We start from the raw sequence: 22003 nt of genomic DNA, 5'->3' as shown, positions 1-22003 counted from the left end.
GCCACAAAGTTAGGAAATGTTTTTCAATACGCAACACTCTTGGGGTATTGTAGTTACAAAGTTCCCGAAAACAAAGTTATTCTGCAAGGTTTTTATGACTGGATTCTGAATTTTCTTTGTTGCAGTTTGGGAAAATCGTCTCCAAGACGATCCGCACTTCCCGATGTCTCTGCATCGACATACAATATTACATTGTGCTGAATCTTTGTTTTACGCTGTCTCGGTGGCGTGAAATCCATTGTTTGCAATCTGTTATTGCATGATATTCCAGCATTACGCTACCGAGAAAACAGAAATCAGAGGTTGCAAAATCTTCTCGGAATTGCAAAGCCCCTGATCTCTGTAATTTATGAATTTACTATGTCGATATGCAAGCCGAGTTTTACTCTCCTGCAATCTTCTGTATCACGCCGTCCATGTAGATAGCCTGTCCGCTGGTGGTACGTCCCCACCAATGGCAACCGAGTGCGTCGATTATGACCTCGCCCTGCTCTTTGAGTTCCCGTGCCAGGTAAGGCGATACCAGCCACCACTCGAAAACCTCGTCGTCCGTATCGACAAAGGGATACATGTATTCCTCGTCGATTTTGCCTGCACGGATGAGTTCCCCGACCACCTCGTTCTGCCCGTAAAACACATGCAAATCCGCGATGCGTTTTGCCCTTGTTTATCTGTCCATATTTTTAAGTTTTACATTCGACAAGGGGCGGGGGCTTTGATTCATGTATCTGTTCGCGGGGAGGATATACGGGATTTATTACCCAAATCTACCCATATAATGAAATAATCGCTATCTTTGTCACAAAGGAAACAGCCCATGTCATACCAGCCGCCTTATACCATCACGCCGAAGATTACCCATCTGGTCGCCCAGATCAGCGAGGCCATCGGTGGCTATTATGCGCAGGAGAATCTGCGTTTGCACCGCGTGAACCGTATTCAGACCATTCGGGGGACATTGGCCATCGAGGGCAACACGCTCACGACCGAGCAGGTTACGGCAGTATTGGAGGGGAAACCCGTCGTGGCTCCTATCAACGAGGTGCAGGAGGTGCGCAACGCACTCAAAGCCTATGAACTGCTCGATGTACTCGATCCCCATAAAGTCGATGATCTGTTAAAGACGCATGCCACGATGGAGGCAGGCTTGATCGACGATGCAGGACGGTTCCGCAGGGGTGGTGCTGGTGTGGCCGCAGGCAACCAGATAATTCATTATGCACCCGATGCCGAGCGTGTCCCGTACCTTGTCGATGACCTTTTCGAGTGGCTGCGTACCACCGAGGAGCACCCTTTGATTGCCAGCTGCGTATTTCATTACGAGTTCGAATTCATCCACCCCTTTGCTGACGGCAACGGCCGCACGGGACGTCTGTGGCAGACACTGATTCTCTCGCGCTGGCGTCCCATCTTCAAAAACCTGCCCATCGAGAATATCGTCTATAAATACCAGCAGGACTATTACAGGGCGATAGCTGTAAGCGGCGGCAAGGAGGGATGCACGCCCTTTATCGAATTTATTTTAGGGGTAGTTGCCGAGACATTGACTGCCCAAGAAGCTACCCCAAAAACCACCCGAGAAAGGATCGTGGATGAGATTCGAAAGAATCCCAAAATTTCACGCCGTGCGCTGGCCAAGGCCGTAGGCATAACGCCAGATGGTGTCAAGTATCATTTGCAGAAACTGACGAAAGCAGGTGTTATCCGCCACGTCGGTGCAACCCGCTCGGGGAAATGGGTGATATGCAAATAGGGACAGACTTGGGAAAAGGGGTTAATTATAGACCCCTTTTCCCAAGTCTGTCCCCGCTATCTACCCAATAATACCCAATCGTAGAAACAGATTGGGAGGACAAACTTCGTACAGCGGTCTATAAATCATACCACCGTACAAAGTCTGTCCTTGTACAATCACATATCCACAACCAACGAGGACAAACATTGGCATAGGGGTTTAATATAGACCCCTTGTCGATGTCTGTCCTCTTTCCTGTCTATAACAGATGAGCCATGGCTGCGTCGATCTGGCTGTTTTCGAACGAATCCAAGTAAATCTGTGTAGTGGATAGATCAGAGTGTCCCAGCGATTCGGAAATCAAGGCTACGCTCACACCTGACCGCTTTAAGACCGTGGCGTAGGTATGACGGGCAACGTAGGTCGTTAAGGGCATCTCCAATCCAATCATTTCTCCCAACACTTTCAGTTCTCGATTGACTTTCCGTAGAACCTTGTGCAGGCGATTGAAAATCTGTTGCGGGGTGGTGTGTTCATGGCGATTGAGGATAGGGAAGATATAATCTTCTCCGTGTCCTGCCGCACCGTACTTTTCGAGAATCTGCAACGCCATAGGAACGAGTTGAAAAGACAGTAGTTTCTGCGTCTTATGGCGGGAGTAGTTCACACGACCTTTTACGATGTCTTTATAACGCAATCGTGCAATATCGCCAAAGTTCATGCCCGCTGTGAAATAGGAAAAGAGGAATAAATCTTTGGCAAGGCGTCGATATTCCGTCGTATGGCCATCCGCAATTTCGAGGTCGATTAACCGTTGGATGTCGTCCTTGTCGATAGCCCGTTTGCGTGTTTTGGCCCATAAGCTACCCACTTGAAACAGTGTGAACGGATTTTGCTTCACCATCACTTTGCCCTCCTTGACCGCCTTGTTATAGATGGCCTTGAAGATGGCGAACCGTGTAGCGATGCTGTTGTCCTTGTTCCCACGCTGACGCAGGTACAATTCCAGCCCTTTCAGATAGTCGAGGTCGATAGCCTCTAACGCCATAGTGGTTGGTTTGTAGCCGTCCAGCACTTGCAGGGCGTATTTGTGCTTGGTGGCCGAGTTGATCTTGCCGAGCGATTCCAACCGTTCGATTTCTGTTTTGAAACCGTCCTCGATTGTAATTCTGACTGAACGAGCGGGTTTTGCATCGAACAACGTTTCGAAGTTCACGGGAATATCCAACGCTTCCAACCGCTGGATTTTCTTGCTGTACTCCTTGATTTTAGCTGTTATCTGAAACTGGATATTGTCCCTGTCGGGGCAGTCATCCGTTACTTTTTGAGCCTCTGCATTCCAGTATGCACAGGCTACGGATATACCTAAACCGATGGTTTTCTTACGACCGTCGTGGAGAAATTGAATGCAGAGAGGGGAGGTGTTGTTTTTATAAATTACGTCTTTGCGTAGTATCGCTTTGAATGTCATTGTGTTGCATCAAATTGATGCAGAGGGTGGCCAGACTTTTCTATGGGAAGTTCAATGGGAAGTTTATGGGAAATTACAGCCTTGAAAAGCCCCTTTCAGCCCTATTTTTCACCGTACGGAAACAAAAAAGCCAGCAATCACATCTCTGTAAAATGCTGGTTTTCAGAGCCGAAACCGAGATTTGAACTCGGGACCCCTTCATTACGAGTGAAGTGCTCTACCGCTGAGCTATTTCGGCGATTCATTTCTGAATTCGGGTGCAAAGATAGTACTTTTTATTATTTTTTCGCTATTTTCGCAAGAAAATTTTATCGCCGATGCTAACTTTCCTCGTCTGCCTCACGGCGCTCGTCATCGCCTATTTCACCTACGGCCGCTATCTGGAACGGGTCGCAGCGATCGATCCGGCCCGCAGCGTACCGAGCGAAACGCTCTTCGACGGCGTAGACTACGTGCCCATGCCGCGCTGGCGGGTCTTTCTGATCCAGTTGCTCAACATCGCCGGTACGGGTCCGATCTTCGGCGCGATTCTGGGAGCGGCGTTCGGTCCCGTGGCTTTTCTGTGGATCACGCTGGGCGGCATCTTCATGGGTGCGATGCACGACTTCCTGTCGGGCGTCATGCTCGTGCGCAACGACGGCCTGAGCATCCCCGAAGTGGCAGGACGTTACCTGGGCACCGGAATGCGGCAATTCATGCGCCTCTTCTCGGTCGTGCTGCTCGTACTCGTCGGTGCGGTCTTCCTGCTCAGTCCCGCCGACATCCTCAGCGGCATGGTGCCTTCGGTGCCGCACACGGTGTGGGTCTGGCTGATTTTGGCCTACTACTTCGTCGCCACACTGCTGCCCATCGACAAGATCATCGGCAAGATTTATCCGATCTTCGGCGTGGCCCTCATCCTCATGGCGCTCGCACTGCTGGGCGTGCTGCTCTTCGGCCCCTACCGGATCCCCGAACTGACGACGCTGGCCAACGCACAGCTCGACCCGCACTCCGTGCCGATCGTCCCGACGCTCTTCATCACCATCGCGTGCGGAGCCATTTCGGGCTTTCACGCCACGCAGTCGCCGCTGATGGCCCGCTGCGTGCGTAACGAGCGCGAGTGCCGCTCGGTCTTCTTCGGCGCGATGATCTCCGAAAGCATCATCGCCCTCATATGGGCCGCCGTCGCCACGGCCTTTTTCGGCGGGGCGCATGCGCTGGCCGAGGCACTGGCCGCAAACGGCAACAGTGCGGCATGGGCCGTCAACATCATCTCGAACACCACGCTGGGCATCGCGGGCGGTATTCTGGCGCTGTTGGGCGTCGTTGCGGCCCCGATCACATCGGGCGACACGGCCTTCCGTTCGGCACGGCTGATCGTCGCCGACATCTTCCGCATCGAACAGCGCACGCAGTGGAAGCGTTTCGCCATCGCCCTGCCGCTCTTTGTCGCCGGCTACCTCATCACGCGGGTCGATTTCACCGTCGTGTGGCGTTATTTCGCATGGACCAACCAGACGCTCGCCACGATCGTGCTGTGGGCCGTCGTCGTATGGCTCTTCGCCGCGAAGCGCAACTATTTCGTCGCATTGCTGCCTGCCGTGTTCATGACCTTCATCTGCGCGTCGTTCGTCTTCGTTTCGGGCCAGTTCTTCGGCATGGAGAACCGTCCGGCAGCCTACGCTCTGGCAGGAGCCGCGACCGCAGTCGTCCTTTGTTTCATTCTGTTAAAACTCCGCCGCAATGGCCGAAGCAATCCTTAACCCCACCCCCGACCAGACATTCCGGATCGAAGGACGGGGCGACTACGATTTCTCCCGCACCCTCCGCCTGTCGGACGAAGCGCAGCGGCGCGGTGCGGTGGACGAAGCCTGCAACCTCCGTTTCCACGCCTTCCAGCACCTCGCCGATCTGATTCCCGACAACGAGGAGGTGATCCTCGAATGGGAGCATCCCAATACGCAGGCGGCGCTGCACCTCCTCTACCGTTCGGCCGTCGACCACTTCCTGATCGACGACTTCGAACTCTCGGCCGCCATGCTGGAATTCCTGCTCGACCTCGACCCCGAAGACCACGAGGAGGCGACATGGCTGCTGGCCTTCGACTACGTGGCGCTGGCCGACTACGACGCCTTCGACGAGGTCATCAACGACGTCTCGGACAAATACCCCGAAAAGCCGCTGCTGACGCTCTGGTCGGAGTATCGGCGCCACGGGTCGCTGCCCGCCGGCGAGGCGATCCGGCTGCGCAACCACTTCGCACCTTATTATAAGGAGTTCACCGCCGACAGCCATCCGGCCGACGACGCCTACCTGCGCGACATCGAAAGCGAGCGGCCCACGCCCCAGGCGCAGGCGCGCGAGCTGTGGCTCAAAACCGAAAATCTCTGGACGGCGTTCCCCGGCTTCATCGCCGCGCTCAAAGCGCTGTAATACACCCACGAAAGAGCGGGCGGTCGTCGCAGGGAATGCGACGGCCGCCCGCTCGTCACCGAAACGGTCACTCCTTCCCTGCGCGAAGCCGGGCGAAGCAGTGGCGGCAGATCGGTTCGTAGGAATCCTGCGCGCCCAGCATCACCTGCTTCTCGTCGGCCGTCAGGCGGTGCGAATGGTGCGCCAGATTGCCGCACCGCACGCAGATCGCGTGCACCTTCGTGACGTACTCCGCCGTGGCCATGAGCGCCGGCATCGGACCGAACGGTTTGCCCGTATAGTCCATATCCAGCCCCGCGGCGATCACCCGCACGCCGCTGTCGGCCAACGCCCGGCACACGTCGACGATCCCCTCGTCGAAGAACTGCGCTTCGTCGATCCCCACCACGTCGACGTCGGAGGTCAGCAGCAGGATATTCTGAGCCGATTCGACCGGCGTCGACCGGATGGCGTGGGCGTCGTGCGACACCACCTCCTCGTCGGAGTAGCGCGTATCGACGCAGGGTTTGAAAATCTCCACCCGCAGGTTGGCGAACTGGGCGCGGCGCAGGCGGCGGATCAGCTCCTCGGTCTTGCCCGAGAACATCGACCCGCAGATCACCTCGATCCACCCCTTCTGACTGGCATTTTCCAGAAACATAAGTCGTTAAATTGGTTCTCGTCCGCCGTACCGCCTTTGAAGACATCTCTATGCTTTTCGCCCGGTCGCAGCAGACTTATGTTTAAGTATTTACATTCCCTCCCCTCTGTCCCCTCCCTTTGTCAAAGGGAGGGGCTTTTTTCCGCAAGGTAGTTCGGTTCTCGTCCGTCCGATCGTCTGCGAGGACGCCTATATTCCTTCCCCGACGATCGCAGCAGACTCATTTATGTTTGGCCCCACCGACAAAAAGCAGGGCTTTCCGAAGACATCCCAACCATCGGGATACTACCCGCACTCCTCGCAGCGGGTGATGCGGGCGCCCAGCGCGTTGAGCCGGCCGTCGATATTGCAATAGCCGCGGTCGATCTGGTCGATGTTCTGGATCGTACTGCGTCCCTCGGCGCTCATCGCGGCGATCAACAGCGCCACGCCGGCGCGGATATCGGGCGACGTCATGCGCGTGGCGCGCAGGCGGATGCGGTGGTCGTGGCCGATGACCGTCGCACGGTGCGGGTCGCACAGGATCACCTGCGCCCCCATGTCGATGAGCTTGTCGACGAAGAACAGGCGACTCTCGAACATCTTCTGGTGGATGAGCACCGAGCCCTTGGCCTGCGTGGCCACCACCAGAAAGATCGACAGCAGGTCGGGCGTCAACCCAGGCCACGGCGCGTCGGCGATGGTCATGATCGAACCGTCGATGAACGACTCGATGCCGTAATGGTCCTGCTGCGGGATATAGATATCGTCGCCCTGCTGCTCGAAGCGGATGCCCATGCGGGCGAACTGCGCAGGGATGATCCCCAGATCGGCGTACGAAACGTCCTTGATGCGCAACTCCGACTGCGTCATGGCCGCCATGCCGATGAACGACCCCACCTCGATCATATCGGGCAGCAGCGTGTGTTCCGTTCCGTCGAGCGCCTCGACCCCTTCGATCGTAAGCAGGTTCGAAGCGATACCCGATATGCGTGCGCCCATGCGGTTGAGCATCCGGCACAACTGCTGCACGTAGGGCTCGCAGGCAGCGTTGTAGATCGTCGTCGTCCCCCTGGCCATGACGGCGGCCATGACGATGTTGGCCGTACCCGTCACCGACGCCTCGTCAAGCAGCATGTAGCAACCGCACAACTCTTTGCCGTCGACCGAGAAGAACTCCTCGGCGGCGTCGAAATCGAACTTGGCTCCCAGTTTCTGGAAACCGATGAAATGGGTGTCCAGCCGCCGCCGCCCGATTTTGTCGCCGCCCGGCTTGGGGACGTACCCCACGCCGAAGCGCGCCAGCAGCGGCCCGATGAGCATGACCGAGCCGCGCAGCCGTGCGCAGCGGCGGCGGTAATCCTCGGTCAGCAGGTAGTCGAGGTCGATCTCGCGGGCGCAGAACGCATAGGTGTCGTCCGCCAGCTGCTCCACCTCGACCCCCATCGCCCGCAGCAGATCGATGAGCTGCATGACGTCCAGAATCCGGGGCACGTTGTGCACGACGACCCGCCGGGGCGTCAGCAGCGTGGCGCAGAGGATCTGCAACGCTTCGTTCTTGGCCCCCTGCGGGGTGATCTCGCCGTGAAGGCGGTGCCCGCCTTCGACCTGAAAATATGCCATAACCCGTAAATTTTAATTCAAAGGTAGGAATCTTAATCAAGACCCGCAAGCGGGAAGGGCAAAAACCTGCGAAAAACGGGTGTCCCGCTCATGCGTCCGGTCGCGGCGATTCCGGCGCGGAAGTTGCGCGAACCGACGGAGAGACGCCGTTTCGGCTCCGCCGAAGATACTCCCGCTCGGCAATGCGCAAATAAATTTGACATTGCCCTCGGCTTATTCGTTCTTTGGCTGCGCCGAAGATACTCCCGCTCGGCAATGCGCAAATAAATTTGACATTGCCCTCGCTTATTCGTTCTTTGGCTGCGCCGAAGATACTCCCGCTCGGCAATGTGCAAATAAATTTGACATTGCCCTCGCTTATTCGTATCTTTGTCAAAGGAGGCGCCGACTGCGGTCGTCCTTCACGGCATAAAACTGTACACGACATGATGAACGGAATACGAATCCGCCCGTTTGAAGCCGCCGCGATCCTCGCGGCGCTGACGCTGCTGACAGGATGCTCGCTGCTGAAATTCTCGGTCGATACGGGCGGCGAACCGCTCTCGAAAGAGGAGACACGCATGCGGCTCCTCACGCGTGGTTTCTATTACGAAGCCTCCGACGAGGTGACGGCCGCCGCCGACTCGATCGCCGCCGGCAGCGACGACGCCGAGCTCCAACGCCGCACGATCCGGTGGAAACTGCGCACGACACGCGCCGCCGTCGACGCCGCCATGCAGCAGGCGCCCGAACTGGCCCTGCTCGACACGTGGATGCTCTACCGCAACATGGATTCGCTCTTCGCCGCACGGCCCGACTCGCTGCTTTTCGGTGCAGGTTCGCCGCTGGCGCGGCGCACCGCATCGCGCCTCCACCGCAAGGCCCGACACCTGGCCTCCGACCTGCTGACACCCGAGCGCTACGAGCTGATGCGGCAGTTCGTCGCCGCACAACCCCTGCCGGCACCCGGCGACGAGGTGCAACCCGACCGCACGATGCTGCCGTGGGTCGATTTCCTGCGTGCCCACGGCATCGAAGCGCTCTATCCGGTGGGAACCATCGCCGAAGTGATGGCCGACATGGGCGACCGCATCGGCGGCGTGACGCAGCAGACGACCAACGCGATCGACTGGACGGGCGACCTCCTTTCGCTCCGCATCCGCCAGGACAGCCTGCGCGACCGGCTGGCCATGCAGCTCGATTCGCTCGAACGCGACTTCAACCGTCTGACGGCCGTAGCCGAGGATCTGCCGGGCGTCTCGCGCGAGGTGGCCGCCGAACTCAACGCAGCGCTCGCCGAAGCCATGGCGACTTTCAACGCCGGCGTCGACAACGCCTTCGCCGACATCGACCGCCAGCGCATGGCGCTGCAACACTACGTTTCGGCCGAACGCGAAGCGCTCGTCGCGCAGGCGCAGCAGGCCGCCGACGACGCGATCGCCAAAACGCTGGCCGCACTGCCGGCGCTCGTAGGCAAGGTGGTGTTCTGGATCGTCCTGCTGGTCGCGGCGCTCGTCGGGGTTCCCTTCCTGCTGGGCTTCTGGGCGGGCGGCTGGCGCGAACGGGCACGCCGTCGCAAGGCCGATCGCACGAAACAGGAGTAGCCGACACCCTTCCGAACCCCGTTTCACGGTCGCCGAGGCGGCAGTCGGAAGCGTTTGCGCCGCTGCGCAGCAACGGGAATCTTCGACCGTCGGGACTTCGAAGCGGATAATCACGGATTTTATTGTATTTTTGCGGGCGTAAAGGGAAAAGCTATGGCTCGCAGGAAACAGAATTATCCCCTCATCGAAGGGTTGGAAATTACGACGCTCGCCGCCGAAGGCAAGGCGATGGGACGCTGGCAGGATCAGGTGGTCTTCGTCCCGATGACCGTGCCGGGCGACTTGGTCGACGTGCAGATCCGCAACCGTCGCCGCCGCTTCATGGAGGGGACGGTCGTACGCTACGTGCACCGCTCGCCGCTGCGGGTCGAGCCTTTCTGCGCCCATTTCGGCGTCTGCGGAGGATGCAAATGGCAGAACCTTCCCTACGCCGAACAGCTCCGCTTCAAGACCGAGCAGGTGCGCGACCAGCTCGCCCGCATCGGCAAGATCGAGTTGCCTGAGATCCGTCCCTGCCTCGCCTCGGCCGAGACGCAGTTCTACCGCAACAAGCTGGAATTCACCTTCGCACCGCGCCGCTGGATGACCTACGAGGAGATTGCCGCCGGAGGCGACATCGACGCCGGCCCCGCGCTGGGATTCCATATCCCCAACCTCTTCGACAAGGTGCTCGACATCGAAAAGTGCTGGTTGCAGCCCGAGCCGTCGAACGCGCTGCGCAACGAGATCAAGCGCTTCGCGCTCGAACACGGCTATTCGTTCCACAACATCCGCGAGCACGCGGGGCTGATGCGCAACCTCATCGTCCGCACCGCCTCGACGGGCGAGGTCATGGCCATCGTCGTATTCGGCGAGGAGGACACTCCCCGCATCGAAGCGCTGATGAGCCACGTCGCGGAACGTTTTCCTCAGATCACGTCGCTCTTCTACGTGGTCAACACCAAGTGGAACGACTCGCTGGCAGACCTCACGCCCGTACTCTACCGCGGCAAGGACCATATCCTCGAACAGATGGAGGGGCTGCGTTTCAAGGTGGGTCCCAAATCGTTCTACCAGACCAATTCGGCGCAGGCCTACGAACTCTACAAGGTGGCGCGCGACTTCGCGGCGCTCACCGGCGGCGAGACGCTCTACGACCTCTACACCGGTACGGGCACCATCGCCAACTTCTGCGCCGCACGCTGCGCCAAGGTCGTGGGCGTGGAGTACGTCCCCGAAGCGATCGACGACGCGAAGGTCAATTCGGCGCTCAACGGCATCGGCAACACGCGCTTCTACGCCGGCGACATGAAGGCGGTGCTCGACGACGCGTTCGTGGCCGCCAACGGCCGCCCCGACGTCATCATCCTCGATCCGCCGCGCGCGGGGGTCGACCAGCCCGTGATCGACGTCATCCTGCGCGCCGCCCCCGAGCGGATCGTCTACGTGAGCTGCAATCCCGCCACGCAGGCGCGCGACCTGGCGCTCATGGACGGCGCCTACCGCGTCGAAGCGGTACAGCCCGTCGACATGTTCCCCCACACGCACCACGTGGAGAACGTGGTGAAGCTCGTGCGGCGGTAGCGAAAGCCGTGCATTCGGGCAGACCGGAGGCCTGCTAAAAACAGGACACCAGCAAATAATCATCGTTGCGCGAAGCGCACAATAACTTCCGCATTGCAAAGGATCGCTCGAAAAGTTTTCTTCTCACAGATTCTTTTCTTGTGCTTTTGGCTTGATCCAAAAGCACCAAAAGATCAAGCACAGCGAAAAGTAGCGGGTGACGACACCCGCGCTCGCTGAGCGGGCACAAAAGACTCCGCTGTTTTGCACTCCCGCTCCGGGCACTCGCGCTGCTGCCGTCTCTGCTTCCGCTATTTTCGCAGTGCGATCCCGCAGACCGGAGACCTGCTAAAACTGAGTAAAAGAAATCAAAATCATTGTTGCGCGAAGCGCACAACAGTCTCCGCATTGCGAAAAGTGCGGAAAAAGAAACGAGCAGCGACGAGCGTTAAAAAACGGGGCCGGTTTGCTTGCAAACCCGCGACAGGCGCCCGTTTTAGCGAGGCGCTGTGAGTTTCCCGCAGCTTTTCGCCTGGCGGACGCTTTTGGCACCACCTTTTAGTGACAAAAGGTGGTAAACCTGCTCCCCGCAGGAAACGTCCAATCGGAGGTGCGGAATGCTTTCCGAAGTGAGAATTGGGTTGTTTTCGCAGTGCGATCCCGCAGACCGGAAGCCTGCCAAAATACAATTTCGAAAGATTCGCTCTTCGGCTGCGGCCGAAGAGCGGCAGCCTCCGTCCGCCAGCAACATTAAATTTTTCGCCGCTTCATGCAAGATTCCGCACAAGGCGGCGTTTTATTTGCAAAGGAGTTACCTTAAAACGGAAATACGCTATGAAAAAACTCATTTTAATGGCTGCGGTCATGCTGTCGGTACTCCCCGCGGCGGCGCAGGAACAGGCTTCGAAATTCGACGCCAGTTATATTCAGGTCTGGGGCCAGGCCGAAAAGGAGATCACTCCCGACGAATTCTACCTCTCGGTCACGATCAACGAGAAGGATTCGAAGGGTAAGATCTCGATCCAGACGCAGGAGCGCGCCATGCTCGACGCGCTGAAAAAACTGGGCGTCGACACGCAGAAGCAGCTTCGCGTAGTAGACATGTCGAGCGAATACTTCAAAAAGGGCAACGCCTTGGCATGGAAACAGTTCCAGCTCAAACTGAACACACCGGAACAGGTGGCGCAGGTTTTCGGATCGCTCAACGATCTGGGCATTTCGAACGTTTCGATGGAGAAGGTGACCCACTCGCAACTGGATCAGTATAAGAACGAAGTGCGCATCGCCGCCATGAAGAGCGCGCAGGCCAACGCCCAAACGCTGGCCGGCGCCATCGGGCAGAAGGCGGGCAAATGCTTCTACATCTACGATTCGAACAACGACGTCGTGCCCTACTACGGCAACGTCTTCATGGCCCGCAGCATGAAGGCTGCGGTAGCCAACGACGCAGCCGAGGCGGCGGGCGAAGCAGCCGGACTGGACTTCAAGACGATCAAGCTCAAATACAGCATACAGGCCAAATTCGTGCTCGAATAATTCCGGGCACAACTTCCCCCGAAAACGACTTTTCAGTTCCGGCCCGGCGAGACGACTCGTCGGGCCGTTTTCAAATCTCCGACCGATGAAAAAGACGCATCCCGCCGCATTTCATACGGGAGACTGCTCTTCTGAAACGACCCGAAACGACGCCTCCGCACTGACGGATTCGCACGATTCCGCATGAAAAACGCGACATTCTTCCGAAAAATATCGGAATAGACGTCGAATTGTTCGAAAAAATAGTATTATCTTTACAAACTTTTCCACCTGATTTCAAGAGGAGGTGCCTATGAAGACGAAACTCTCTTACGATTACGAGCATTACGCCTCGACGGCCGAGCTGCCGGAAGCCGACCGGACGCTTGTGGCCGAGGCCGAGCGCGCCACGCGCCGCTCCCATGCACCCTACTCGAAATTCCGTGTGGGTGCGGCTGCACGCCTTGCCAGCGGCAAGGTGCTCCACGCCGGAAATTTCGAGAGCGAAGTCTTCCCCGCGGGGCTGTGCGCCGAACGCTCGCTGCTCTTCTACGTCCAGACCAACTTTCCCGACGATCCGATCGAGACGCTCGCCATCGCCTCCGACCCGTCGCCGCGCGAATGCTATCCCTGCGGCCAGTGCCGGCAGGTCATGGTCGACGTCGAACGCCGGCAGGGGCGGCCCATGCGCATCGTCATGTCGGGCGGCGGTACGGCCAGCGCGGTCGATACGGCCGAGAAACTCCTCCCCTTCACCTTCAAGCTCTGAGATGTTCTCTTCCGACGATATTCTCTACGAAGACAACCACCTGCTGGTGGTCAACAAGCGCTGCGGCGACCTCGTACAACCCGATCCTTCGGGCCAAAGCGCCCTCGAAGACCAGATCAAGGCCTACATCAAACGCCGCGACGCGAAACCCGGCGAGGTGTTTCTCGGCGTCGTGCACCGCATCGACCGTCCCGTGAGCGGCGCAGTGCTCTTCGCCAAGACCTCGAAGGCGCTGGTGCGGCTCAATGAAATGATCCGTTCGGGCGAAATCCGCAAAACCTACTGGGCCGTCACGGAACAGCGGCCCGACCCGCTCGAAGGGGAACTGCGCCACTGGGTGCTGCGCGACGGCCGCACCAACCGCTCGCGCGCCTGCGACGCCCCGAAACCCGAAGCGAAGGAGGCGCGGCTGCGCTACCGCACGCTCGGCGCCTCGACCAACTACACGCTCGTCGAGGTCGAACTGCTTACGGGCCGCCACCACCAGATCCGCGCCCAGCTCTCGAAGATCGGCTGCCCGATCAAGGGCGACTTGAAATACGGCGCCCGCCGCTCGAACCCCGACGGCGGCATCTCGCTCCACTCGCGGGCGATCGAATTCACGCATCCCGTCCGTCGGGAGCCGGTGCGCATCACGGCCCCCGTCCCCGCCGGCGACAACCTCTGGGCCTTCTTCGCCCGTAACGCCTCCGAACCATGCGCCTGCTGATCCAACGCGTCCGCCGCGCCTCGGTCACGATCGACGGCACACTCCATTCGTCGATCGGAGCGGGACTGCTGCTGCTCGTCGGCATCGAGGAGGCCGATACGCAGGAGGACATCGACTATCTGGCGGGCAAAGCCTCGCGCCTGCGCGTCTTCGACGACGAAGCGGGGGTGATGAACCTCGACGTGCGGCAGACCGCGGGCGAGCTGCTCGTCGTGAGCCAGTTCACGCTTCACGCCTCGACGCGCAAGGGCAACCGCCCCTCCTATTTCCGCGCCGCGGGCGAAGCCTTCGCACGACCGATGTACGAGCGGTTCGTCGCGGCGCTCGCAGCCGCGAGCGGCCGCCCCGTCCGCACGGGCGAGTTCGGCGCCGACATGGCCGTCGAACTGGTCAACGACGGGCCGGTGACGATCTGGATCGATTCGAAAAACAAAGAGTGAAACAACTTATACGATGAAACGCTTTTACCTGACTTTCACGCTCCCGATCCTGCTTCTGGCAGTGTCTTGCAGCGACAGCGACACGCCGGGCGGCGAACCTTCGCCCTCCGATCCGCGCGAAGAGTGCCGGTTTTCGAACGTAAAGGCCACTCCGGCGGCCACCTCGGCCGACTTCTCGGCCAGCTATCTCTATCTGGGAGGATTCCTAGTCAAGGAGAACGGCTTCGTCTGTACGCCTGCGGGGGGGGGGTGCGCCCGTGACGGTCGTCTGCGAACGGTCGACCGAACCGGCCTGCACGCTGCGAGACCTCGCGCCCGAAACCGACTACGAACTCTACTGCTATGTAGTTGCCGGAGGCCATACCTTCCGCAGCGAAACGATTTCGTTCACCACGCTCGAAAAGGGCGAGGAGCCCGAACCGACACCCGACGGGAAGATCGTCTTCGGCACGCTGACCGTCTCGGAGCGCACCGCCACCTCGGCCACGGCCGCCGTCACTTACACCTGCGAAGGCGAAGCGACGGTCACCGACGCGGGTTTCCTGCTGAAAAAGGCGGGGCAGAGCGCCGAGACCAGGCAGTCGTGCGGTACGGCAGCGACCTCGCTGCGCTACACCTTCACCGGTCTGAGCGAAAACACCTCCTACGAGGTCGCGGCCTACGTCGTCACGCCGTCGAAGACCTGGCGCAGCACGGCCGTCGGGTTCACCACCGAGGCAGGCGCCGTCACGCCGCCCGACAACAATACCCGCCACAAAGGCTGGGCGGAACTGCCGAACGAAGTGTCGAACGGCGACTACCTCTACGTCGACCATGAATGCGCGATGGAAAAGGGGGCCAGAGCCCGCAACTTCACCGCCTGTTACAGCAAATCGAAGCTCTGCCCCGTGTGGGTCGCCGCGCCGTTGCACGACGCCTATGCGAAGAAGAACGTCGAGCGCAAAAATTCCTACAAGGACGATCCCGACCTGCCCTATGAACAGGTCGGGAAATGGGACGGTTACACGCGCGGGCACATGCTCGGATCCGCCGAGCGGCTGGTAAGCCGCGAGGCCAACAGCCAGGTGATGTACTTCTCGAACATCGGCCCCCAACTCGGCCAAAACGACTATTTCAACGGCGGCGGCGGTCAGTGGAACACCGCCGAAGACTGGGTGGACGAGCAGTGGCGCGGATTGGCCGATACCTGCTATCAGGTGGTGGGCTGCTATTGGGCCAACACCAACAAGAAGGTCTCCGGTACGACGATCCCGACCCACTATTTCACCGTGCTGCTCAAAGCCAAGAAGAGCGCCGGAAAGAAATGGGTGGTGAACTGTACGCGCGACGAGTTGCAATGCATCGCCCTGTTTATCGAGCACAAGTCCTACTCGAAGAACGCCGTGACGAAACCCGCTCAATTCGACTCGAAAGGCATCTTCATGCGCGTCTCCGATCTCGAAGCGAAGACCGGACACAAATTCTTCATGAACGTTCCCAACGCTCCGAAGGACACCTACGACACACGCGACTGGAACTTCTGATCGTATCCCGGCATTGCCCCTCGACACCCGCCACAGAGTTCGGACCGTCGAAGAGGCAATGTCGGGAAACACGACGGCCGTCGAAACGGGGAGCGGTCCTCGTATAACCGCACCGAACGATAAAACAAAAAACCGATTTTCGACCCTGACATGTACCCCTGGGGCGACGCACGACCCTATCACAGCTATGCGGCCTACTGCCGCCGCACCTTCGGCCGGCCGATACAGAAACTTCCGGTCGACGGAGGTTTCACCTGCCCCAACCGCGACGGCACGGTAGGACACGGCGGCTGTTCGTTCTGCTCGAACGAGGCCTTCACGCCCGCCTACTGCGACCCGCGCCGCACCGTCCGGCAGCAGGTCGACGACGCGATCGCCTTCCACCGGCGCGGGTTTCCGGCCGGAACGGGATTCCTGGTCTACTTCCAGTCGTACAGCAATACCTATGCGCCGCTCGAACGGCTCCAACGGCTCTTCGGGGAGGCGCTCGCCTGCCCCGGCGTCGCGGGGATCGTCGTGGGCACCCGTCCCGACTGCGTGGATGCGGCCAAGCTGGACTATCTGGCCGACCTCGCCCGCCGCACCTACGTCTGCGTCGAGTACGGCATCGAATCGACCTCCGACGCCACGCTGCGCACGATCGACCGGGGCCACGACTTCGCCGCGGCACGACGCGCCGTCGAGGCGACGGCCGCACGCGGCGTCGCCGTGGGCGCGCACTTCATCCTCGGCCTGCCCGACGAGAGCGACGCGGAGCTGCTCGACCGCACGCGCATCATCAACGCGCTGCCGCTCGCCACGGTCAAGTTCCACCAGTTGCAGTTCGTCGAGGGGACGCGCATGACCGACCTCTACGACGCGGAGCCCGCGCGGTTCCGCCGCTGGACGGCCGCCGAATACGTCGACCTGACGGCCGAAATCCTGCGCCGCCTGCGGCCCGACATCGCCGTCGAACGCATCGCGGGCCAGACGCCGCCCCGCATCCGCTGCCGGCGGCCGTGGGGCAACCTGCGCGGCGATGCGCTGTGGCGGATGCTCGAAAAAAGACTCGTCGAAAAAAACGCGCATCAGGGCGAATTTTTCGTATCTTCGCAGCGTTAATCGTTCGCTGTCATGAAAAGACCCAGGGTAAACCGTCAGGCGGTCGTCGGAACCGTCCTCGAATATGTCTGGATGATTTTCGGCATGTTCATCTACTCGTTCGGGTGGCTGGCCTGCATCATGCCCGCCAACACGCTGGGAGGCGGTGCAGCCGGTCTGTCGCTGCTGTTCTACCATATCACGGGACTGCCCATCGGCATGTTGACGCTCATCGTCAACGGCGTGCTGCTGCTCATCGGCGGCACGATCGTGGGGTGGAACTTCGGCATGAAGACCATCTTCTGCATCGCCATGCTCTCGGTCACGATGTCGGTGCTGCAACCGCTGCTGGCTGCCGTTACGCCGGCCGGGCAGACGCTCTTCGCGCTCGATCCCGTCAGCGACCGCATCCTGCTGGTCATCCTGGGCGGCATCATCGCCGGCATCGGCATCGCCATCTGCTTCCGGCAGGGCGGCTCGACGGGCGGCACGGACATCATCGCCATGATCGTCAACAAGTACAAGACGATCAGCTACGGCCGCATCGTGATGACCGTCGACTCGATGATCATCCTCTCGTCGCTGTTCGTGGGCGACATGGGCGTCGACTCGGTCATCTACGGCTTCGTCGTCACGGCGGTGCTGGGCTATACGGTCGACGTGATCCAGGCCGGCAACCAGCAGTCGAGCCAGATCTTCGTCTTCACGCGCCGTTACGAGGCGATGGCCGACCAGATCATCGCCACCACGCGCCACAGCGCCACGATCCTCGACGCTACGGGCTGGTACTCGAAGGAGGACATCAAAGTCGTGGTCGTGGTCTGCCGCAAGCGCGAAACCTCCCAGCTGCTCAAACTGGTGCGCGGCGTCGACGGCGACGCCTTCATCTCCGTGGGTTCCGTCATGGGCGTCTACGGCAAGGGCTTCGAAGCCCTCAACAAGGTCTGACGACCGCTCCTCAACCGAAACCTCCGACCGTCCGCCGCGACGGTCGCCAATCGATAGCGCCTATGCGAAACATTGCCTTCCCCAACCTGCTGAAAACCCTTCGGGAATATGTTCTCATGACCGCGGGCCTGCTGATCTACTCGTTCGGGTGGATCGCCTGCATCAAGCCCATGGAGGTGGCCGCCGGCGGCGGCACGGGGCTGGCGATGATCGTCAGCCACACGGCCGCCGAAATGTGGGGCGTCGACATCCGCATCGGTACGGTATTCCTGACGATCAACGCCTTCCTGCTGCTCCTGTCGGGGCTGACGGTGGGGTGGAACTTCGGTTTCAAGACTCTCTTCTGCATCGTCGTGGCATCGGGATTCATGGCGCTCATGGAACCCTATTTCATGGTCCACTACCCGCCGTCGGGCGACGTGCTGGGACTCGACGACAAGCTGCTCACGATCATCCTCGGCGCACTGCTCGCAGGCGCCGGCATGGCCGTCTGCTTCACCGCCGGCGGCGCCACGGGCGGCACGGACATCGTCGCCAAAATCTTCCACAAATACTGGGGCGTCGCCTACGGCAAAGTCATCATCTACACCGACATACTCATCATCGGCTCGACGCTGCTGGTAGGCTACGGCCTCTCGGACGTGGTCTACGGCTACATCGTCACGGTGGTCGTCGGCACGTCGGTCGACCTGCTCATGGCCGGCAGCCAGCAGTCGAACCAGATCTTCATCGTCACGGCCGACTACGACCGCATGGCCGAAGCGATCCTGCACGAAGCCGACCGCGGCGTGACGCTCATCGACGCCACGGGCGGCTACTCGCGCCACGAAATCCGCATCGTCATGGTCGTCTGCTACAAGCGCGACGCGGGACACGTCCTGCGCATCGCCCGCGACGTCGACCCCAAAGCCTTCGTCACCATCGCATCGGTTTCGGGCACCTACGGCGAAGGATTCCGCAAACTGACCCAACTCCGCTGACCTGCCCGATGGAGCGTTACGCCGATATCGTCCTGCCGCTGGCGCAGCCCGCCTACACCTACGCCGTCGCCGACGGTCTCGACGTGGAGGAGGGGCAGGCCGTGGCCGTGCAGTTCGGGGCGCGGCGCATCTACACGGGCATCGTCTGGCGCATCCACGGCCGGCGGCCCGACTTCCCCCGCATCAAGACCGTCTCGCGGGTACTCTACGACCGTCCGCTGCTCGACGCACGGCAGCGCGCCCTGTGGGAGTGGATGGCCGACTACTACCTCTGCACGCTGGGCGAGGTGATGCGCTTCGCCCTGCCGCAGACGATCAAGCCGTCGGGCAACAGCGAACAGGAGTTCGCCGACCGCGAATACCGCCCCCGCACCGAGCTCTACGCGGCGCTCGACGCCTCGCTGCACGACGAGGAGCGGTTCCACGACCTCATGGAGCGGCTCTCGCGGCGGGCGCCGCGCCAGTACGCCGCGCTCCTGGCCATCGCTTCGGCCGAGGGCGGCGACCGCATCTCGACCGGCGAGGTGCCCCGACGGCTCTTGGAGGCCGACGCCGCGACGCTGGCGGCATTGCAGAAGAAGGGCCTCGTCACGCTCACCCGCCGCGAACGGAGCGTCGAACGCGGCTGCGTGCGGTTCCAGCTTCCGACACTCACACCGGCCCAACAGAGCTGCCTCGATACGATCCGCGGCCACTTCGACGCCGGACGCCGCACCGTGCTGCTGCACGGCATCACCGGTTCGGGCAAGACCGAGCTCTACATCCACCTGATCGCCGAGGCGCTCGTCCGCGGCGGCGACGTGCTGCTGCTCGTGCCCGAAATCGCCATCACGGCGCAGCTCATCGCGCGGCTCGAACGCATCTTCGGCAGCCGCGTGACAGCCTACCACTCGAAGCTCACGCTCGCGCGCCGCACCGAAAGCTACCTGCGCCTGACGCGCTCCGACGGCGGGGAACTGGTCGTCGGCGCCCGCTCGGCGCTCTTTCTGCCGCTGCGGCACCTGCAACTGATCGTCGTCGACGAGGAGCACGACACGGGCTACAAGCAGACCGACGCGCAGCCGCGCTACAACGCCCGCGACGTGGCCGTCGTCATGGCACGCCTGCGGGAGGCCCGCACGGTGCTGGGCAGCGCCACCCCCTCGCTCGAAAGCTACGCCAACGCACTGGGCGGCAAGTACGGGCTGGCGACGCTCGACGAGCGCTACGGCGACGCTCGGCCGCCGCTCGTGCTCGTTTCGGACACGCTGCGCGCCGTCAAGCGCAACGAGCGCAAGACCCATTTCAACCGCCTGCTGCTCGACAAGCTCGCCGACGTACTCGCCCGCGGCGAGCAGGCGATGCTCTTCCAGAACCGCCGCGGATTCGCCCCCTACGTCGAGTGCCGCGCCTGCGGCTGGACGGCCCGCTGCCCCCGCTGCAACGTGACGCTCACCTACCACAAGCGCGACCACCGCCTCCAATGCCACTACTGCGGCCACGTCGAAACCGTCCCCGTCCGCTGTCCGGCGTGCAGGGCCGGTGAGGTAACCCCCGCGGGATTCGGCACCGAGAAGGTCGAGGAGGAGCTGGCGCGCCTCTTCCCCGCGGCGCGCATCGAGCGGCTCGACCGCGACACGGCCACCTCCGAACGCGCCTACCGCGCCATTATCGACCGCTTCGAGAGCGGGCAGAGCGACCTGCTGGTCGGCACGCAGATGATTACCAAAGGGTTCGACTTCGCACGGGTCTCGCTGGTAGGCATCCTCAACGCCGACAACCTGCTCTTCGCACCCGATTTCCGCGCCGCCGAACGCGCCTTCCAGCTGATGACGCAGGTGGCCGGACGCGCCGGACGGCGCGACGCGGCGGGCGAAGTGGTGATCCAGACCACGGAGCCCGAACACCCCGTCATCCGGCAGGTCGCCGCGGGCGACTACGAAGCGATGGCGCGCACGCAGCTGGCCGAACGCCGCGCCTTCGCCTATCCGCCCTACGCACGGCTGATCCGCCTGACGCTCCGCCAGCGCGACCGCGACCTGCTCTACCGGGCTTCGGCGGCGCTCGCCGTGGCGCTGCGCGGCCGTTTCGGCAGACGGGCCATGGGGCCGGTCGCTCCGCCCGTCGACCGCATCCGCGAGGAGTACATCACCGAATTCCTGCTCAAAATCGAGAGCGGCGCCTCGGCCTCCCGTGCCCGGGAAGTGCTGCGCGAGGTGCTCCGGCAGACGCTCGGTGCGAAAGAGTTCCAAACCGTAACGCTCAGCTGCGATGTCGATCCTCAGTGATACGGTGCGCGGCGTCGGACGGCTGCTCTTTCCCGTGCGGTGTCCGGTCTGCGGCGGCGAGATGCCGCCCGGCAGCCGCGTGGTCTGCACCCGCTGCCGCTATGCCGTGCCGCTCACGGGCTTCTGCTATGCGACCTACAATCCCTTGTGGGAGCGGCTCTCGGCGCTGGTTCCCGTCGAACAGGCCTCGGCCTTCCTCTACTTCATCCCCGGCAGCGGGTGGCGCGAGCTGATCCACCGCTTCAAATACGACGGCGCATGGCGCCTTGCACGCGATATGGGCGTATGGTACGGTCACTGCCTGGCCGACAGCGGCCTCTACGACACGGTGGACCGGATCGTCCCCGTGCCGCTCCACTGGCGCAAACGGTTGCGCCGCGGCTACAATCAGGCGGAGTACCTGGCCGAGGGGATCGCCCGCGCGCTCCGCGCCGAAGTCGACCGCCACAGCGTCCGCCGCATCCGCAACAACCCCGCACAGGCGCTCCACCGCCACGCCGAGCGGTGGGACAACGTCGAGGGAATCTTCGCCGTACGCCGTCCCGAAAGGCTCGCGGGGCACCATCTCCTGCTGGTGGACGACGTGCTCACTACGGGCGCCACACTGCTCTCATGCGCCGAGACGATCCTGCGCACCGCGCCCGACTGCCGGCTGAGCGTCGCGGTGCTGGCCGTCCCGCAGCGGGAGTTCGGCCTCGACGGATGACGGGCGGGAAAATGTACCGTCAGACGCTCTGCGAACGGTGCGGATGCAGCTCCGGTTCGCCGTCGGCGAAGGAGCCGC

At 61.2% G+C, this 22003-nt stretch carries 19 protein-coding genes and 1 tRNA gene; 15 read left to right on the top strand and 5 right to left on the bottom strand.

Annotated features, from left to right (window positions below):
* Nucleotides 1–382: 382 nt before the first annotated feature.
* Nucleotides 383–643 carry a hypothetical protein gene (locus tag FMF02_RS06010; protein ID WP_244611637.1) on the bottom strand — a complete coding sequence of 87 codons (261 nt, stop codon included), beginning with the start codon at nt 641–643 and terminating at the stop codon, nt 383–385.
* 174 nt (nt 644–817) lie between these two features.
* On the opposite strand from FMF02_RS06010, the gene FMF02_RS06005 reads away from it, so the two are divergent.
* Nucleotides 818–1753: a Fic family protein gene (locus FMF02_RS06005; RefSeq protein WP_141412495.1), complete on the top strand. Its 936-nt coding sequence runs from the start codon at nt 818–820 to the stop codon at nt 1751–1753.
* 241 nt (nt 1754–1994) lie between these two features.
* Here FMF02_RS06005 and FMF02_RS06000 read toward each other — a convergent pair whose 3' ends face one another.
* Together FMF02_RS06000 and FMF02_RS05995 are read right to left on the bottom strand one after the other, a co-directional pair.
* A complete protein-coding gene (locus FMF02_RS06000; protein WP_141412494.1) occupies nt 1995–3206 on the bottom strand; it encodes a site-specific integrase in 1212 nt (403 codons plus the stop codon).
* A gap of 166 nt (nt 3207–3372) precedes the next feature.
* A tRNA-Thr gene (locus tag FMF02_RS05995) sits at nt 3373–3444 on the bottom strand.
* Nucleotides 3445–3523: 79 nt separating this feature from the next.
* On the opposite strand from FMF02_RS05995, the gene FMF02_RS05990 reads away from it, so the two are divergent.
* Both FMF02_RS05990 and FMF02_RS05985 read left to right on the top strand, forming a co-directional pair.
* Nucleotides 3524–4951, top strand: a complete 1428-nt coding sequence (locus tag FMF02_RS05990) for a carbon starvation CstA family protein (protein ID WP_141412493.1) — start codon at nt 3524–3526, stop codon at nt 4949–4951.
* Complete coding sequence (locus FMF02_RS05985; protein WP_019130685.1) at nt 4932–5621, top strand: hypothetical protein; 690 nt, start codon at nt 4932–4934, stop codon at nt 5619–5621. The genes FMF02_RS05990 and FMF02_RS05985 overlap by 20 nt, the downstream gene beginning before the upstream one ends.
* 67 nt (nt 5622–5688) lie before the next feature.
* Here the strand turns inward: FMF02_RS05985 and FMF02_RS05980 are convergent, their stop codons facing one another.
* Nucleotides 5689–6261, bottom strand: coding sequence for a thymidine kinase (locus tag FMF02_RS05980; RefSeq protein WP_019130686.1), 573 nt, complete (start codon nt 6259–6261; stop codon nt 5689–5691).
* Nucleotides 6262–6546: 285 nt separating this feature from the next.
* Entirely contained in the window at nt 6547–7863 is a 1317-nt protein-coding gene (gene murA / locus FMF02_RS05975; protein ID WP_141412492.1) for a UDP-N-acetylglucosamine 1-carboxyvinyltransferase, read from the bottom strand.
* A 425-nt stretch (nt 7864–8288) separates the two neighbouring features.
* Here murA and FMF02_RS05970 point away from each other — a divergent pair, with 425 nt between their 5' ends.
* The 12 genes from FMF02_RS05970 (at nt 8289) to FMF02_RS05915 (ending at nt 21925) form a co-directional block, all read left to right on the top strand.
* The gene (locus tag FMF02_RS05970; protein ID WP_141412491.1) at nt 8289–9446 is read left to right on the top strand and encodes a hypothetical protein; all 1158 of its coding nucleotides are present in this window, start codon (nt 8289–8291) and stop codon (nt 9444–9446) included.
* A 153-nt stretch (nt 9447–9599) separates the two neighbouring features.
* Nucleotides 9600–11009 (top strand): 23S rRNA (uracil(1939)-C(5))-methyltransferase RlmD, encoded by a 1410-nt coding sequence (gene rlmD, locus FMF02_RS05965; RefSeq protein ID WP_141412490.1) that lies wholly within the window; start codon nt 9600–9602, stop codon nt 11007–11009.
* A gap of 813 nt (nt 11010–11822) precedes the next feature.
* Nucleotides 11823–12524: an SIMPL domain-containing protein gene (locus FMF02_RS05960; protein ID WP_141412489.1), complete on the top strand. Its 702-nt coding sequence runs from the start codon at nt 11823–11825 to the stop codon at nt 12522–12524.
* A gap of 292 nt (nt 12525–12816) precedes the next feature.
* Nucleotides 12817–13272 carry a cytidine deaminase gene (locus FMF02_RS05955; protein ID WP_019130691.1) on the top strand — a complete coding sequence of 152 codons (456 nt, stop codon included), beginning with the start codon at nt 12817–12819 and terminating at the stop codon, nt 13270–13272.
* Between the two features lies 1 nt (nt 13273).
* Complete coding sequence (locus FMF02_RS05950; protein ID WP_141412488.1) at nt 13274–13981, top strand: RluA family pseudouridine synthase; 708 nt, start codon at nt 13274–13276, stop codon at nt 13979–13981.
* The gene (dtd, locus tag FMF02_RS05945) at nt 13969–14421 is read left to right on the top strand and encodes a D-aminoacyl-tRNA deacylase (protein WP_141412487.1); all 453 of its coding nucleotides are present in this window, start codon (nt 13969–13971) and stop codon (nt 14419–14421) included. The genes FMF02_RS05950 and dtd overlap by 13 nt, the downstream gene beginning before the upstream one ends.
* A gap of 257 nt (nt 14422–14678) precedes the next feature.
* Entirely contained in the window at nt 14679–15944 is a 1266-nt protein-coding gene (locus FMF02_RS05940; protein WP_141412486.1) for a DNA/RNA non-specific endonuclease, read from the top strand.
* A 150-nt stretch (nt 15945–16094) separates the two neighbouring features.
* Complete coding sequence (mnmL, locus tag FMF02_RS05935; RefSeq protein ID WP_141412485.1) at nt 16095–17045, top strand: tRNA modification radical SAM protein MnmL/YtqA; 951 nt, start codon at nt 16095–16097, stop codon at nt 17043–17045.
* 12 nt (nt 17046–17057) lie between these two features.
* On the top strand, nt 17058–17972 hold the full coding sequence (locus FMF02_RS05930; protein ID WP_019130696.1) for a YitT family protein: 915 nt from the start codon (nt 17058–17060) through the stop codon (nt 17970–17972).
* Nucleotides 17973–18034: 62 nt separating this feature from the next.
* A complete protein-coding gene (locus FMF02_RS05925) occupies nt 18035–18952 on the top strand; it encodes a YitT family protein (protein ID WP_026074950.1) in 918 nt (305 codons plus the stop codon).
* 8 nt (nt 18953–18960) lie between these two features.
* A complete protein-coding gene (gene priA, locus FMF02_RS05920; RefSeq protein WP_141412484.1) occupies nt 18961–21219 on the top strand; it encodes a replication restart helicase PriA in 2259 nt (752 codons plus the stop codon).
* Nucleotides 21203–21925, top strand: coding sequence for a ComF family protein (locus FMF02_RS05915; RefSeq protein WP_141412483.1), 723 nt, complete (start codon nt 21203–21205; stop codon nt 21923–21925). The genes priA and FMF02_RS05915 overlap by 17 nt, the downstream gene beginning before the upstream one ends.
* Nucleotides 21926–22003: the final 78 nt, after the last annotated feature.

Source organism: Alistipes communis (genome assembly GCF_006542665.1).
GTDB lineage: Bacteria > Bacteroidota > Bacteroidia > Bacteroidales > Rikenellaceae > Alistipes > Alistipes communis.
The sequence above is the reverse complement of the archived record's forward strand: the minus strand, read 5'-3'. Positions and strand labels throughout refer to the sequence as shown.

Bases quoted from the DNA above. Each gene is read 5' to 3' on its own strand.
- FMF02_RS05980 (WP_019130686.1), bottom strand. From the start codon at position 6,261: ATGTTTCTGGAAAATGCCAGTCAGAAGGGGTGGATCGAGGTGATCTGC.
- FMF02_RS05960 (WP_141412489.1), top strand. From the start codon at position 11,823: ATGAAAAAACTCATTTTAATGGCTGCGGTCATGCTGTCGGTACTCCCC.
- FMF02_RS05925 (WP_026074950.1), top strand. From the start codon at position 18,035: ATGCGAAACATTGCCTTCCCCAACCTGCTGAAAACCCTTCGGGAATAT.
- FMF02_RS05990 (WP_141412493.1), top strand. From the start codon at position 3,524: ATGCTAACTTTCCTCGTCTGCCTCACGGCGCTCGTCATCGCCTATTTC.
- FMF02_RS05985 (WP_019130685.1), top strand. From the start codon at position 4,932: ATGGCCGAAGCAATCCTTAACCCCACCCCCGACCAGACATTCCGGATC.
- FMF02_RS06005 (WP_141412495.1), top strand. From the start codon at position 818: ATGTCATACCAGCCGCCTTATACCATCACGCCGAAGATTACCCATCTG.
- FMF02_RS05950 (WP_141412488.1), top strand. From the start codon at position 13,274: ATGTTCTCTTCCGACGATATTCTCTACGAAGACAACCACCTGCTGGTG.
- murA (WP_141412492.1), bottom strand. From the start codon at position 7,863: ATGGCATATTTTCAGGTCGAAGGCGGGCACCGCCTTCACGGCGAGATC.
- mnmL (WP_141412485.1), top strand. From the start codon at position 16,095: ATGTACCCCTGGGGCGACGCACGACCCTATCACAGCTATGCGGCCTAC.
- FMF02_RS05930 (WP_019130696.1), top strand. From the start codon at position 17,058: ATGAAAAGACCCAGGGTAAACCGTCAGGCGGTCGTCGGAACCGTCCTC.
- FMF02_RS06000 (WP_141412494.1), bottom strand. From the start codon at position 3,206: ATGACATTCAAAGCGATACTACGCAAAGACGTAATTTATAAAAACAAC.
- FMF02_RS05970 (WP_141412491.1), top strand. From the start codon at position 8,289: ATGATGAACGGAATACGAATCCGCCCGTTTGAAGCCGCCGCGATCCTC.
- dtd (WP_141412487.1), top strand. From the start codon at position 13,969: ATGCGCCTGCTGATCCAACGCGTCCGCCGCGCCTCGGTCACGATCGAC.
- priA (WP_141412484.1), top strand. From the start codon at position 18,961: ATGGAGCGTTACGCCGATATCGTCCTGCCGCTGGCGCAGCCCGCCTAC.
- rlmD (WP_141412490.1), top strand. From the start codon at position 9,600: ATGGCTCGCAGGAAACAGAATTATCCCCTCATCGAAGGGTTGGAAATT.
- FMF02_RS05955 (WP_019130691.1), top strand. From the start codon at position 12,817: ATGAAGACGAAACTCTCTTACGATTACGAGCATTACGCCTCGACGGCC.
- FMF02_RS05915 (WP_141412483.1), top strand. From the start codon at position 21,203: ATGTCGATCCTCAGTGATACGGTGCGCGGCGTCGGACGGCTGCTCTTT.